Source organism: Sulfurimonas sp. HSL1-2 (assembly GCF_039645565.1).
GTDB classification, from domain to species: domain Bacteria; phylum Campylobacterota; class Campylobacteria; order Campylobacterales; family Sulfurimonadaceae; genus Thiomicrolovo; species Thiomicrolovo zhangzhouensis.
Window position 1 is genome coordinate 1,066,278 of sequence record NZ_CP147914.1, and the last position, 13,976, is coordinate 1,080,253.

A 13,976-nucleotide genomic window follows, 5' to 3' on the forward strand; every position below is an offset into this window, starting at 1 on the left:
GTCACTAGTGTATAAAAAAACGGCTTTCAAAATAAAGCTTTAAAGCGTTCTGTAGTATAATATTAGCAATCGGCATTTTTCTAAATACGGGAAATGTGCTTAATATATGCTTAAAAAGGTGAACCGAGTGGAATATTCTGACCTGTTACGATCTTTTAAAGACAACTGCGGTTTCGGCCTGATTGCCAATATCGACAACCGGGCGTCCCATGAGACGCTCGAGCGTGCCATTACGGCACTTGAGCGGATGATGCACCGCGGTGCGATCGCCGCAGACGGCAAAACCGGGGACGGGAGCGGACTGCTCCTCTCCATGCCGACGGCATTCATGCGCAAAGTGGCGATGGAAAACGGGGTGGAACTCCCTGAAATGTACGCGGTCGCGACCGTCTTTACCCGCGTCAAAAAGCACCTGGAAGTCCTCAGCGATACCTGTGCGCAGAACGACCTCAAGGTCATTCTCAAGCGGGAAGTTCCGGTGGACGACAATGCGCTCGGCCAGCAGGCGCTGGATACGAAGCCGTACATCTATCACGTCTTTATCGTCCCGAACTCCATCATGGCGACGCAGCGTTTCGATGCGCTGCTCTACCTGAGCCGCAAAGAGACGGAACACGCCCTGGAACACGACGAGGATTTCTACATCCCCTCCATGTCTTCACGCGTCATCTCCTTCAAGGGCCTGGTGATGCCGACGCACATCAAGGAGTTCTACAAGGATTTCCAGGACCCCGATTTCAAGATCTCCTTCTCCCTGTTCCATCAGCGTTTCTCTACGAATACGCTTCCAAAATGGCGCCTGGCCCAGCCGTTCCGCGCCGTGGCGCACAACGGTGAGATCAACTCCGTCGAGGCGAACCGTTTCAACGTCCGCGTCAAATCCGAATCGATCAAAAGCGAGATCTATACGAAAAAAGAGCTCGACCGCCTGCTGCCGATTCTGCAGCCGGGTGCATCCGACAGTGCGAGTGCCGACAACTTCTTCGAATTCCTTATCGCCAACGGCATGGACTTCTTCAAAGCGGCCCGCGCCGTCATCCCGGCACCGTGGCAGAACGCGCCGCATATGGACCCGGATCTGCGCGCCTTCTACGAGTACCACTCCACCGTCTTTGAAGCCTGGGACGGTCCGGCGGCCTTCTCGCTGACCGACGGGCGCTATATCGGCTGTGTCCTCGACCGTAACGGCCTGCGCCCCTCCAAGTACATCATCACCCATGACGATACCCTGCTCATCACCAGCGAATACGGTGTCATCGACCTGGCTGAAGAGAACATCAAAGAGCGCGGCCGTCTGCAGTCGGGCGAAATGATCGGTCTTGACCTCAAATTCGGTAAGGTTCTCAAGAACGCGGAGATCAATGACTACCTCAAGGCCTCACAGCCCTATATGAAGTGGCTCAACGAGCATATGGTCTACCTGCAGGAGCATGTCGAAGAGCAGTACAGTGCGCACTGCGTTCTTGACAAGGAGAGCCTGGTCAGCCGCCAGCGCTACTTCAATATTACCGAAGAGGTGATCGAGCAGGTGATCGAGCCGATGATCCGCGACGGCAAGGAAGCGGTCGGCTCCATGGGGGATGACACGCCGTTGGCGGCTTTCAGCAACAAGCAGCGCAATTTCAGCGACTACTTCAAGCAGAAGTTCGCCCAGGTCACGAACCCGCCGATCGACCCGATCCGGGAGAAAGTGGTCATGAGCCTCAACACCGGTTTCGGTGAGACGCACAACATCCTCGACGAACTGCCGTCGCATGCGCACCGCCTCAAGGCGATTTCGCCGATCATTACCTTTGAGAAACTCGAGGTCCTCAAATCCTACGGTAATGAAAATTCGCCGCGTTTCCAGCCGTTCTATAAGAATGCAACCTTCTCAACGGCCTTCGAAGGCGAGTTGAAACCGGCCCTCGAGGCGCTGGTGAAAACCGTCACGAAAGCGGTCAAGAAGGATGGGGTACGGATCGTCATCCTTGAAGACAGCGGTCTGGATGCCACCCACCGTACCATTCCGATGCTGATGGCCATCGGGCGCCTCAACAGCGCCCTGCTCGAAGCCGGTGTCCGTCACCTGGTCTCCCTGGTTGCCGTCTCTTCGGAGGTGATCGACTCCCACGGTGCGGCAACGCTGATCGCCTACGGGGCCAGCGCAGTCTTCCCGGAGCTGCTCTTCACCACCGCCGTGAATATGGTCGAGACAAGCAAGCCGCTCTCGGATATCCCCTGCAGTGAAGCGCTCAAGTCCGTTCACGGCGCCCTGAACGCCGGCCTGCTCAAAATCATGTCCAAAATGGGGATCTCTACGATTGCGTCGTATCGCAACTCCGGCCTCTTCGATATCCTGGGGCTGAGCCGCGAGATTGTCGACGACTGTTTCGGCGATTCACACTGCCTTGTACCGGGTCTGGGCTATGAAGATATCGATGCCCGCCTGAAAAAAGCGCATGAAGAGGCGTATGACGATCTCGGTTTCAACAGCATCTTCCCGCTCAAGATCGGGGGCTTCTACAAGTTCTACAACGGGCAGGAGTACCATGACTTCGGTCCGCAGGTCATCCATGCCATCCACGCACTGAGCAAGTCGGGCGATCCGAAGGATTTCGAACGCCTCAAAAACGTCATCAATACCCGCGGCCAGAAATTCATCCGCGACTTCTTCGAACTCAAATCCGACCGCGCGCCTATCGACATCAGCGAGGTCGAATCGGCCGAAGCGATCACAAAGCGCTTCAGCTCCGCGGCGATGAGCCTCGGCTCCATCTCCCCCGAGGCGCACCAGTGTATCGCCGAGGCGATGAACACCATCGGCGGGCAGTCCAACTCCGGGGAAGGCGGGGAGGACGCTGCGCGTTTCAAAACCGTGCTCAACTCCAAGATCAAGCAGGTCGCATCGGGCCGCTTCGGCGTCACGCCGGCCTACCTGCGTTCGGCCGAAGAGATCCAGATCAAGGTTGCCCAGGGGGCGAAACCGGGCGAGGGCGGTCAGCTGCCGGGCCACAAGGTTTCGGCACTTATCGCACGCCTGCGCCACACCGTACCGGGTGTCACCCTGATCTCGCCGCCGCCGCACCACGATATCTACTCTATCGAGGACCTGGCGCAGCTCATCTATGACCTCAAACAGGTCAACCCGGACGCGAAGATCTCCGTCAAGCTCGTCTCTACGGCGGGTGTCGGTACAATCGCCGCGGGCGTTGCCAAGGCCTATGCCGACAAGATCATCATCTCCGGCGGCGACGGCGGTACCGGGGCGGCACCGCTCACCTCGATCAAGTTTGCCGGTAACCCGTGGGAGCTCGGCCTCTCCGAAGCGCACAACGCGCTCAAAGCCAACGACCTGCGCAAGATGGTCCACGTCCAGACGGACGGCGGGCTCAAGACCGGACTCGACGTTATCAAAGCGGCGCTGCTCGGGGCGGAATCCTATGCTTTCGGTACAGGTGTCCTGGCGATTGTCGGCTGTAAAATGCTGCGGATCTGCCACGTCAACAAATGTTCCGTCGGGATCGCGACGCAGAACGAGAAACTGCGCAAAGAGTACTATAAAGGTACCGTGGCGCAGATCGTCAACTACTTCAAACTGCTGGCCGAGGATATCCGCGGATACATGGCGCAGATGGGGTACAAGAAACTCGACGAGCTCATCGGCCGCAGCGACCTGCTCAAAGTGATCGACGACGAGTTCGCGAAGAAGTTCGACTTCGGCAACGTCCTGCACCGCGAACCGGGTGTCGATACCTGCCAGGTGGCATCCAACGAGCCGTTCGACGACAACGCCTTTGAAAAAGAGGTCCTCGAGGAGGTCCGCAGCGCGATCAAGCATCCGGAACACCCGGTCCGCGTCGTCCGCGATATCTGCAACCTCAACCGCAGCTTCGGTGCCCGTGTTTCCGGTGAAGTCGCCCGTTATTACGGCGACGCCGGCCTCGCGGACGGTACGATCGACATCCGCCTCAAAGGGGTGGCGGGACAGGCGTTCGGTGCCTTCCTGATCAACGGCGTCAACCTGACCCTTGAAGGCGTGGCGAACGACTACATCGGTAAAGGGATGCACGGCGGAAAAATCGTCATCAAGTCCGCCCATGAAGGCGGTAACTTCAGCGGCGGCGGTAACACCTGTCTGTACGGTGCGACGGGCGGTAAGCTCTACGTCAATGCCGCCGTCGGCGAACGTTTCGCGGTCCGTAACTCCGGTGCGCTCGCGATCGTCGAAGGGACCGGTGACAGCCCGTGTGAATACATGACCGGCGGTATCGTCGTTATCCTCGGCAAGACCGGTGTCAACTTCGGTGCGGGTATGACGGGCGGGATCGCCTTTGTCTTCGACGAGGACCACAACTTCATCGAGAACGTCAACCGTGAACTCGTCGAAGCGATCCGCATCGATACCGACGACGGCGACGAGGCCCGCCATTACCTGAAGCGCCTCCTCAAAGACTATATCAACGAAACGGGCAGTTCGAAAGCGCGTGTGATCCTGGAGAACTTCCGTACGGAGATCCGCAACTTCTGGCTTGTTCGTCCGAAAAACCTGACCAAGCTGCCGCTCAACCAGGAAAAGGGAGACTAAAAATGAGAGAATTTTTGACCATCGGCCGGATCGATCCCAGTAAACGCCTGGTTGTCGACCGTGTCAAAGACTTTAAAGAGATCTACGAAGTATTTTCCAAAAATGAGGCCGGCGCGCAGAGCGACCGCTGTGTCCAGTGCGGGGACCCCTACTGTCTGAACAAGTGCCCGCTGCACAACTATATTCCGCAGTGGCTCAAAGCCGTCGCGGAAAACGACCTGGAGTTTGCCTTCAAACTCTCCAACGAGCCGTCGCCGTTCCCGGAGGTCATGGGGCGCGTCTGTCCGCAGGACCGCCTGTGCGAAGGTGACTGTACCCTCAATGACGGTCACGGCGCCATTACGATCGGTGCGGTCGAGGCGTTTATCAACGAGGAAGGCTTCAAGGCCGGCCTGAAACCCCAGTTCCCGGGGATTACGACGGACAAGAAAGTGGCGATCATCGGTTCCGGCCCTGCCGGCCTTTCGGCTGCTACCTACCTGCTGCGCTCCGGGATCGCCGTCACGATGTACGAACGTGCCGACCGTGCCGGCGGGCTGATGACCTACGGGATCCCGAACTTCAAGCTTGACAAGAAGATCGTCGACCGCCGCGTGAAGCTGCTCGAAGAGGCGGGGATGACACTCGTCCTGAACTGCGAAGTCGGCAAAGACGTGACCTTCGAAGAGATCGTTGACGGTCACGACGCCATCTTTGTCGGCATCGGCGCGACGAAGGGCAAAACCGCGCGCATCACCGGCGAGAAGGCCCCGAACGTCTATATGGCGATGCAGTACCTCACCGCGATCCAGAAGAAGAACTTCAAACGCGCCTATGACAAACAGTTCGAGTTCAAAGATCTCGACGTCGTTGTCATCGGGGGCGGGGATACGGCGATGGACTGTGTCCGTACGGCCAAGCGCGAGGGCGCACGCAGCGTCAAGTGCCTCTACCGCCGTGACGCCTACAACATGCCGGGCAGCCAGAAAGAGTATAAAAACGCGATGGAAGAGGGGGTGGACTTCCAGTTCCAGGCCTCACCGAAGCAGATCCTCGTGGATGAAAACGGCCGCGCCGTCGGCGTCGAGATGGTGAAAACCGTCCTGGGCGCCAAAGACGAGAGCGGTCGCCAGCGCATGGAAGAGGTCAAAGGCAGCGACTTTACGGTCAACGCCGACGTCGTCATCCTCGCCCTCGGTTTCGATCCGTCGGTTCCCTCTTTCCTGGCGGAGAACGGTATCGAGACCAACGCCTGGGGCGGTATCGTCATCGACGAAAACCACCAGACTTCCACGGCGGGCATTTATGCCGGCGGCGACTGCTACCGCGGGGCAGACCTCGTCGTCAACGCCGTCTACGACGGCCGTGAAGCGGCACGTTCCATCGTCAGAAGCCTGCTGAAATAATTGCGCTTTTCGGCGCCGTTTTCATGCCGCTTCCCCTGAGCGTTTAGGGGAAGTCTGGGCACTTTTTCGCTACAATTCCCCCAATCAATCAAAACTATTTCCGAACCCCGAAGGATACGTGATGAATCTTTTCAACCTTTTCGGCGGCACGTCCCGACAGCAGCCTACCAAGAGCGAGGCACCGGCACACTGGGTCAAATGCCCCTCATGCAACTCCCTGATGTACTACAAAGAGGTTGAGAACCAGAACTACGTCTGTCCCAAATGCGGGCACCACATGCGTATCAACGTCGACAAGCGCATTGCGCTGCTCGCCGACGAGGGGAGCTTCGTCGAGTTCGATGCCGAGCTTTCCCCGATCGACCCGCTGAAGTTCGTCGACAAGAAGAGCTACGTCAAGCGCCTCGAAGAGGGGGAAAAGAAGACGGGCCGCCGCTCCTCCGTCGTCAGCGGCGAGTGCAAGATGAACGGAGTGAACGTGCAGCTCTGCGTTTTCGATTTCGCCTTTATGGGGGGATCGCTGGGCTCCGTCGAGGGGGAGAAGATCACCCGTGCCATTCACCGCGCCATCGAAAAGAAGCAGGGCGTCGTCATCGTCAGCGCTTCGGGCGGGGCGCGTATGCAGGAGAGTACCTATTCCCTGATGCAGATGAGCAAGACCTCCGCGGCCCTGGCGCGCCTGGGCGAACATAAACTCCCCTTTGTCTCCGTACTCACTGACCCGACGATGGGCGGGGTCAGCGCGTCTTTTGCGACCCTTGGCGACATCATCATCGCCGAACCGGGCTCGCTCATCGGTTTTGCCGGCCAGCGCGTCATCAAGCAGACGATCGGTTCGGACCTGCCGGAGGGGTTCCAGCGTTCGGAGTTCCTGCTGGAACACGGCTCCATCGATATGGTCGTCAACCGCAACGAGCTTAAAGAGACGATTGCAGACCTGATCCGCATGATGCTGCCCGCTTCGGCTGACCATGACGCGCAGTGAAATAGCGACTTTTTTTTCCACCCTCCCTTCCAACGCCATCTATGCCCTGTGCGACCAGGCGTTGCTCGACGCCCACACCCTTGCCCTGGAACCCTATGTTGACGCCTGCCTTCGCCTGGATGTCGCCGTGATCCAGTACCGTAACAAGGATGCCGATGCCGAGACGGTCAAAGCGAACCTGGCACAGCTCCGGGGTCTTTGGGACGGGGTGCTGATCATCAACGACCGCTGGCAGCTTCATGCGTTGTGCGACGGGGTCCATGTGGGCCAGGACGATCTGCGCCGTTTCGGGGCGGATGCGGCCGCGGCGTGCGCTGCCCTGCGTAAGGAAGTAGGCGATGCGAGTATCATCGGTCTCTCTACCCATAACGCCGAAGAGATCGCGGCGGCCAACGGGCTCGGGATCGATTACATCGGGCTGGGAGCCTTCAGGGCGACGGGGACCAAGACGGACGCGGCGGTCCTGGGCGAAGACCTGGACATGCTGGCGGCCGCCTCCGTCCACCCGGTAGCAGCCATCGGCGGGGTAGGGCTCGACGACCGCTTTGCCCACGCGCGGATGCGGGTGATGGGCAGCGCGATCGTGCGGGAGGCTTTACGATGGAAGTGACCCTCTACTCCATTGCGAAGAAAGAGCGGTCGATCTACGACCCTTTATACAAAGAACTTATAAAGATGAGCTCGCGTTTTGCCAACGTCAATGACGTCGAAATTTTCGGCAAAAACGTCACCAAAGCACACACTATCGGCGAAGAGGCCGCAAAACAGGCCTATACGGAGAGCCTTGAACCCTTTTTGAACCGAGGATATTCGATTGCGTTGCATCCTGATGGAAAAATAATCGACAGTTTCGAATTCAGTAAGCTCCTTAGTGATAAAATGTCGGTGCAATTTTATATCGGAGGGGCGTTCGGTTTCGAAGACGCGTTTCTTCGGCGTTGCGACAAGGTGATCAGCCTGTCGCCGCTGACGATGAGCCACAAGATCGCCAAGGCGGTTCTGCTGGAACAGATCTACCGCGGATTTACGATCCTGAACAACCACCCCTACCACAAATAAGGACACCCGTGCAAAACAGTGAACTCTCATATTTCGAGGAGATCCTGCGTGCCCGCAAAGCGCAGATCATGAAGAATATTTCCGGCGTCGAGGCGGAACTGAACGGTCTGAGTGAGATTGAGATGAATGATGAGGGCGATTACGCCGCCATCAGTAACGAAAACATGGTCGATACCGCGATCGGGACCCAGCAGGGAACGGAACTGCTCGAGATCGAACTGGCGCTGAGCAAGATCACTGCCGGCACCTACGGTATCTGCGAAATGTGCGAAGAGCCAATCAGTTTTGCGCGTCTCAAAGTAAAGCCGCATGCGCGTTTTTGCATTGACTGCAGGGAGATTGCCGAGAAGAACAACGCAAAGTAAGGGGGACGCATGTATATTAAACGCTACAGTATCGCCGCACTGCTGCTGATCTTCGTGATCGGCTGGTTTGTCTACGGGTTCGTCTCAAAAGAGAGCATCCACATCGAGCTGATGGGCATTATGCTCCCTTCACTCCCGGCCGCCGTCTGGGTGGCGCTGGCGATGCTGCTGCTGTATGCCGGGACCCTCGTCCACATGCTCTTCTACTCCGTCGTCGGAAGCGTGCGCCTGCGCAAGTATGAGAAGGATTATGCCCACCTGCTCGACGCGGTGGCGGATGCCTTCTTGCAGAAAGAGGCGCGCCAGCACGTGTTCAAAACGGAGCGGTATGCACTGATGGGCGAGATCACCGACCATACGCGTATGCTTCCCGAAGCGGAACTTGACGGTATCGACCATCCCAAGCTTGCCGCTATCGTCCAGGCGATCCTTGCGATCGAGAAGGGCGAGAGCGCTGATCTCAAGCGTTTCAACCTGCCCAGCGACAATCCGCTGGTCCGTCAGAATCAGATCAACCAGCTCAGCGAGGGCAAACTCGAGGCCGAATCGGTCCTCTCCAAACCGGAGCGTTACGATGCGGCGATCCATGCGCTGGCCTTCGAGCAGCTCAGCGTCTTTGCGCCGCTGCATGTACTTGAGAAGTACCGCGCCTTCATGACCTTCAAAGCGGCGCTGTCCATCGTCAACCGTATCAATGCGGAGGAGAACACCCTCTCCGTCCCCAATGCGACGGTCGTGGACTTCATTACCCGCATCGAGGGGCTCTCTTCGCTGGATTACCTCTACCTCGGGGTCGTCATGGGCGAGCATATGCTCCCCGAGCAGCGCATCGCCGTCTGCGAGCTGCTCTCCGACAATGACGAGAAAGCGCTCGACGGCTACCTCTTTACGCTCTTCGACCTCGAAATGGTTGACCGCGCCAAAGAGCTGCTGCACATGACCGCTGAGAATGAGTATGTCCTCTTCAAAGCCTACGCCGATCTGAAAGCGTGCAACAAGCATTACGACGTGAAACGTTTCGCGAACATGATGCTGCAGAACTACTCTCCTAAAGCCTGAGAGGCTTTAGGAGACCTACTTTTTATCTATCACGGTGCCCGGGCAAAGCAAGGGTACCGCTCGCGTAGCGATGTTTCCTCGAAAGCCCGGATACCTACGCTGAAGCTGAGTCCTCCTCGGCGGAGAGCCCGCGCACAGGTGAACCGTGCTTAGGGTTGACACCTTCCTCTCCCAGCTCTTCAGTTTTTCGCTAAAATACGCGCATGATTTTAAAAGACATTCTTGATTTTTCCAAACCTTTATATGTCCTCGCGCCCCTGGCGGGCTATACGGACCTGCCGTTTCGCAGCGTCGTGAAAAAGTTCGGCGCGGACCTCACCGTCAGCGAGATGCTCAGCTCCAATGCGCTGGCCTACGGCTCGCAGAAGACCCTCAAGATGCTCGAGCGCAGCCCCAACGAGGATCCCTATTCGGTCCAGATCGCCGGGGCCGACACGGAGATCGTCCGCCGTGCCGTCGAGATCCTTAACGCACAGGATGACATCGACATCATCGACCTCAACTGCGGCTGCCCCGTCCCCAAGGTCGTCAGCCACGGGTCGGGCAGCTCCCTGCTCAAGGACCTGCCGCAGATGGGCCGCATCATCGAGACGATAAAGCAGACGTCGAACAAGCCGCTCACCTCCGTCAAAATCAGGCTGGGCTTCGCGGAGAAGAACCACCTCGAGATCGCGAAACTGGTCGAGGAGAGCGGAGCGGACTTCCTGGCCGTGCATGGCCGCACCCGTGCCGGCAAGTTCAAGGCGGAGGTTGACTACGACGCCATTGCCGAGATCAAGCAGGCCGTCTCCATCCCAGTCATCGCCAACGGGGATATCGACAGCTATGAGAAAGCGCAGTGGGTGCTCGAACACACGAAAGCCGACGGCGTGATGATCGGCCGCGGCGCCGTCGGGGCACCGTGGATCTTCCATCAGCTCAAAACCGGCAGCGCGACGATCGACCCGATGATCCGCTACGAGATCATCATGGAGCATTACGACCGGATGATCGAGTTCTACGGGCCGCGCGGCGTGCCGATGTTTCGAAAGCATATCCACACCTACTCCAAGGGGTATGCCGGTGCCTCCGCCCTGCGCGACGGCGTGAACCGCATCGATGACGTCGCGGCGTTCAGGAGCCTCATCGACGGCTTCTTCAAAGAGAGCCGCTATGTCGGCGAGGCGACGGAGACGGCCCCGATCGCCTGCGCCTACGAATAAGCGGCGCGCTGCCGTCCTTCCCCCTAACATTCCGCTAACACTTGCATGCTACACTCACCGCAAACGTGAGGAGAACCGCCATGCGTATTCTGATGCTCGAAGACGATACCGTCCTGGCCGAACTGGTCGGCGGTTACCTTTCCCGCCATTTCCGTATCGACGTCGTTACCGACCTGGGCGAAGCCGTAGCCTACATAGAGCGCTACCGGTACAGTGTCGTCCTGCTTGACCGCAACATCAACGGCGTCGACGTCGGCATGTCCCTGATCGAAAAGATCAAGCAACGCAGCAGCGAGACGGGGGTGATCGTCATCAGCGCCTACGACACGATCGCGGACAAGATCGCGGGCCTCAACCTCGGCGCGGACGACTACCTCGACAAACCCTTCGACAACGCGGAGCTGCTGGCGCGCATCCACGCCCTGGCCCGCCGCAACCAGGGAGTGCCCAGCGTCGAAGTGAGCGGGCTCACATGCGACACGCTGGGGCGCTCGGTGCGGTGTGCGGAGGAGGAGATCATGCTCAGCCGCAAGGAGAACGATCTCTTCTTCTACCTGCTCTCAAAGCAGGGGCAGATCATCTCCAAGGATGAACTGCTCGACGCTCTCTATATCAATCCGCAGAATATCGCCTCCAACACGATCGACGTGACGGTGAAGAATCTCCGCAAAAAACTGCCCGAAGGGATCATCAAGACCGTCAAAACGCGGGGGTACGTGATTGAAAAGGCCTAAGAGCCTGCAGCAGCTGGTGATCTCCTTTTTCCTGCTCAGCAGCATCGTCACCTTTTCGCTGCTGGGGAGTTATGTCGTCTACCGTTACCATGCGGAGCTCAAAAGCAACCTCCGTCTTTCGCTGAAAGTCCTTGCAGAGGATGTGGTGCGCCACCGGCTCTACGCGAATGATGCCTCATCAATACGGCAGAATTTCCACCTGATCGAAGCGTATCACAGCGCGCCCTTTGTCGCCCTCTTCGATGATCTGACCTTCGACATCGGCGACAGTATGCCGTCGGCAGAAGAGGTGTCTATTATTGCCGTGCTGCCTGACGGGCGCTACCTGAAAGTCCATTCGAATACCCTGCGGATTGAACAGAAGACCCGTGATCTCGCGCTGCACCTTGCCGCCGTGTTCGGGGCGATCCTGCTGCTGTTCGTGCTGGTCTTCTCGCTCTTCCTGACGCGTCTGCTCCATCCGCTGCGCTGCCTGGTGCGTTACTGCCGCATGAGTGCCGTGGATGAGCAGGAGTCCCCGGTCTGCAGCGGTTCGGCGGAAGTGAACGAGCTCAAAAACGCGATCATCGACCTGCAGCATGCGAACCGGTCGCTCTGCCGGGAGAAACAGAATATTTTCAAAGAGGCCGCGCACGAGATCAAAGCCCCCATCGCCGTACTAAAAGCGCGCCTGTCCCTCTTTTCCGAGGATGATACCTACCCCAAAATGCGTTTCGTCGGCGAGAGCGAAGCGGATATCGCAACGATCAGCAGCAAGCTCAAAGAACTTATCTTTCTCAAAGAGATCGAGTGGGATATGCGCGAGGCGAGGGAGGACGTCCCGATGCAGGAGCAGTGTAGAGCGATGCAGCAGGCCTTCCAGCCGATTCTGGAAAAGAAGGGGCTGACCATGGTCTCGAATTTCGAGCAGGATTTCACCCTCCGTATCCACAAAGCGGCGATGCAGAAGGTGATGCAGGCCGTCTTCGAGAACATCTTCATGCATACGAAGAACCACTCCGTGATCCGTACGACCGTCGATCCCGCGCGCCGGCGCCTCGAGATCGTCAACGAGGTCGGTTCCAAGAGCGACGAGACGCTTTTTAGTTCGCACATCGGTTCGAGGATGATCGACCGGCTCTCCGACAAGCTCGGCTACCGCTACGAGACCCGTCTGCACAACGGCACTTTCACGACCGTGATCACCTTTGATGCGCAGGAGGAGCAGTGCCCGCTTGAGCGGGGGTGACCCCGTCTGAAAAAATCATGAAAAAAGCAACGCGATTCCGTCATGTTTTTTTCATCACGGCGTATTAAACTTTTCCCTATATTCGTGAGAGCACGAAATAAGGAGAAGTAATGTTGACCTGTAAAAAATGGCTTGCCCCTGCGGCACTCGGTACCCTGCTGGCGTTGGGTTTTAGCGGCTGCGGTTCGGATGAAAACACTACGGAGACGATCACCCCCTACGAGCGTGTCGCGGTCATCCCCGGCACCTGGGCCGATGTGCTGGCGGTCGCGGATCAGATCGCATCCTACGTCGATACGACGGATGAGAGTGTGGCACTCGGCTATCCGACGAACTGGATCGTCGCCGGGGCCAACCCGAAGCTCGGAGAGGAGTACAATACGACCGACCTGCTGCCCATTCCCGCCATCGGCGGAAAGAGCCGGGTCGTTGAGCTCTGCAACAGTGCCTATGCGACCAAGGCGATGGCGACGGGGCGTTACCACGGGCCTGCACTGCCGTGCGAAGTCTCCGTTCACAGCGACGGCGAAAACATCTACGTCGATATGCTCAACGCCGATGCGATCTTCTCCATCTTCTTTACGGATATCAACGACACGGAGGGGGTACTCGAAGGGGTTGCATCCGATGTCAAAAGCGAGATCCGCGGCATCGTCCTGGCGGCGCTTGCCGACCGTAGCCCGGCGGAGTCAAACCTGAAAATGGGCCCGCTCTTTGACAAGACGGGGATGGAGGAGCTCTCCTTCACGACGCCGTACCTCGTCTACAGATACGAGCGCAAGGACGGCGCCGCATTTGTTCCGGGGGACGACCGCACGCTGGCCTCCGAGATCATCGCCAAACTGGGAACCGACGTCGCCACGGCCGACCTGAACGTCCCTGGCCTCTCCAGCGGCTCCGCCTGGCGCAGCGGCCGTCCGGAACCGCTGGCCATCCCCGGGGTCCAGGTCGTCGAGGCGTGTTCGCCGAAATACGCGACGAAGGCAACGAAGCTCGGCAACGAGTACATCACGGCGCTGCCGTGCGAGATCGCGGCCTATATCGACGAAACGGACGAGTCGAATAAAACGATGGTCATCAGTTTTCTCAACCCCAGCTTTATGTTCGGTACGATGTTCGAAGGGGCGGTGGAACGGGCGTACGCCGCCGGTGACATCACCAAGGCGGAGGTCATCGAGTACAGTACGCTGGCCGAAGTCGTCTTCGGGGACCTCCGCCTCATCGTCGATGCGGCCGTTCAGGCAAGCGACCTCAACCTGACGGTGCAGTAACGCACCCCTTCCGGCGGCACGCTGCCGTCGCTTCACTGCAGATTGGCTCTGCGAACTCCTTTACAGACGTAACCCCCACTTTACCGAGCCTCCTGTATAATCGCGCGAATCAACACACGGG

11 protein-coding genes are annotated in these 13,976 nt (G+C 58.4%); all 11 read left to right on the forward strand.

Going from position 1 to position 13,976, the window contains the following annotated elements; all coding sequences use genetic code 11:
- Positions 1-106 precede the first annotated feature (106 nt).
- The 11 genes from gltB (at position 107) to WCX18_RS05505 (ending at position 13,855) form a co-directional block, all read left to right on the forward strand.
- Entirely contained in the window at positions 107-4,567 is a 4,461-nt protein-coding gene (gene gltB / locus WCX18_RS05455; protein WP_345990408.1) for a glutamate synthase large subunit, read from the forward strand.
- 2 nt (positions 4,568-4,569) lie between these two features.
- Positions 4,570-5,952 carry a glutamate synthase subunit beta gene (locus WCX18_RS05460; RefSeq protein ID WP_345990410.1) on the forward strand — a complete coding sequence of 461 codons (1,383 nt, stop codon included), beginning with the start codon at positions 4,570-4,572 and terminating at the stop codon, positions 5,950-5,952.
- A 121-nt stretch (positions 5,953-6,073) separates the two neighbouring features.
- Entirely contained in the window at positions 6,074-6,937 is an 864-nt protein-coding gene (accD, locus tag WCX18_RS05465) for an acetyl-CoA carboxylase, carboxyltransferase subunit beta (protein ID WP_345990412.1), read from the forward strand.
- Positions 6,924-7,547, forward strand: a complete 624-nt coding sequence (locus WCX18_RS05470; RefSeq protein ID WP_345990414.1) for a thiamine phosphate synthase — start codon at positions 6,924-6,926, stop codon at positions 7,545-7,547. Before accD ends, WCX18_RS05470 begins: the two co-directional genes overlap by 14 nt.
- On the forward strand, positions 7,538-7,996 hold the full coding sequence (locus WCX18_RS05475) for a 23S rRNA (pseudouridine(1915)-N(3))-methyltransferase RlmH (RefSeq protein ID WP_345990415.1): 459 nt from the start codon (positions 7,538-7,540) through the stop codon (positions 7,994-7,996). The genes WCX18_RS05470 and WCX18_RS05475 overlap by 10 nt, the downstream gene beginning before the upstream one ends.
- Before the next feature lie 8 nt (positions 7,997-8,004).
- A complete protein-coding gene (gene dksA / locus WCX18_RS05480) occupies positions 8,005-8,361 on the forward strand; it encodes an RNA polymerase-binding protein DksA (protein WP_345990416.1) in 357 nt (118 codons plus the stop codon).
- Positions 8,362-8,370: 9 nt separating this feature from the next.
- Positions 8,371-9,420: a hypothetical protein gene (locus WCX18_RS05485; protein WP_345990418.1), complete on the forward strand. Its 1,050-nt coding sequence runs from the start codon at positions 8,371-8,373 to the stop codon at positions 9,418-9,420.
- Positions 9,421-9,623: 203 nt separating this feature from the next.
- Positions 9,624-10,622, forward strand: coding sequence for a tRNA dihydrouridine synthase DusB (gene dusB, locus WCX18_RS05490; RefSeq protein ID WP_345990420.1), 999 nt, complete (start codon positions 9,624-9,626; stop codon positions 10,620-10,622).
- An 80-nt stretch (positions 10,623-10,702) separates the two neighbouring features.
- Positions 10,703-11,356: a response regulator transcription factor gene (locus WCX18_RS05495; protein WP_345990422.1), complete on the forward strand. Its 654-nt coding sequence runs from the start codon at positions 10,703-10,705 to the stop codon at positions 11,354-11,356.
- Positions 11,343-12,584 (forward strand): HAMP domain-containing sensor histidine kinase, encoded by a 1,242-nt coding sequence (locus WCX18_RS05500; RefSeq protein WP_345990424.1) that lies wholly within the window; start codon positions 11,343-11,345, stop codon positions 12,582-12,584. The genes WCX18_RS05495 and WCX18_RS05500 overlap by 14 nt, the downstream gene beginning before the upstream one ends.
- 110 nt (positions 12,585-12,694) lie before the next feature.
- Complete coding sequence (locus WCX18_RS05505) at positions 12,695-13,855, forward strand: DUF302 domain-containing protein (RefSeq protein ID WP_345990426.1); 1,161 nt, start codon at positions 12,695-12,697, stop codon at positions 13,853-13,855.
- Positions 13,856-13,976 lie beyond the last annotated feature (121 nt).

What these genes read in the sequence shown, in the direction of transcription:
- gltB (WP_345990408.1), top strand. Translation starts at nt 107, where the DNA reads ATGCTTAAAAAGGTGAACCGAGTGGAATATTCTGACCTGTTACGATCT.
- WCX18_RS05460 (WP_345990410.1), top strand. Translation starts at nt 4,570, where the DNA reads ATGAGAGAATTTTTGACCATCGGCCGGATCGATCCCAGTAAACGCCTG.
- accD (WP_345990412.1), top strand. Translation starts at nt 6,074, where the DNA reads ATGAATCTTTTCAACCTTTTCGGCGGCACGTCCCGACAGCAGCCTACC.
- WCX18_RS05470 (WP_345990414.1), top strand. Translation starts at nt 6,924, where the DNA reads ATGACGCGCAGTGAAATAGCGACTTTTTTTTCCACCCTCCCTTCCAAC.
- WCX18_RS05475 (WP_345990415.1), top strand. Translation starts at nt 7,538, where the DNA reads ATGGAAGTGACCCTCTACTCCATTGCGAAGAAAGAGCGGTCGATCTAC.
- WCX18_RS05485 (WP_345990418.1), top strand. Translation starts at nt 8,371, where the DNA reads ATGTATATTAAACGCTACAGTATCGCCGCACTGCTGCTGATCTTCGTG.
- dusB (WP_345990420.1), top strand. Translation starts at nt 9,624, where the DNA reads ATGATTTTAAAAGACATTCTTGATTTTTCCAAACCTTTATATGTCCTC.
- WCX18_RS05495 (WP_345990422.1), top strand. Translation starts at nt 10,703, where the DNA reads ATGCGTATTCTGATGCTCGAAGACGATACCGTCCTGGCCGAACTGGTC.
- WCX18_RS05505 (WP_345990426.1), top strand. Translation starts at nt 12,695, where the DNA reads ATGTTGACCTGTAAAAAATGGCTTGCCCCTGCGGCACTCGGTACCCTG.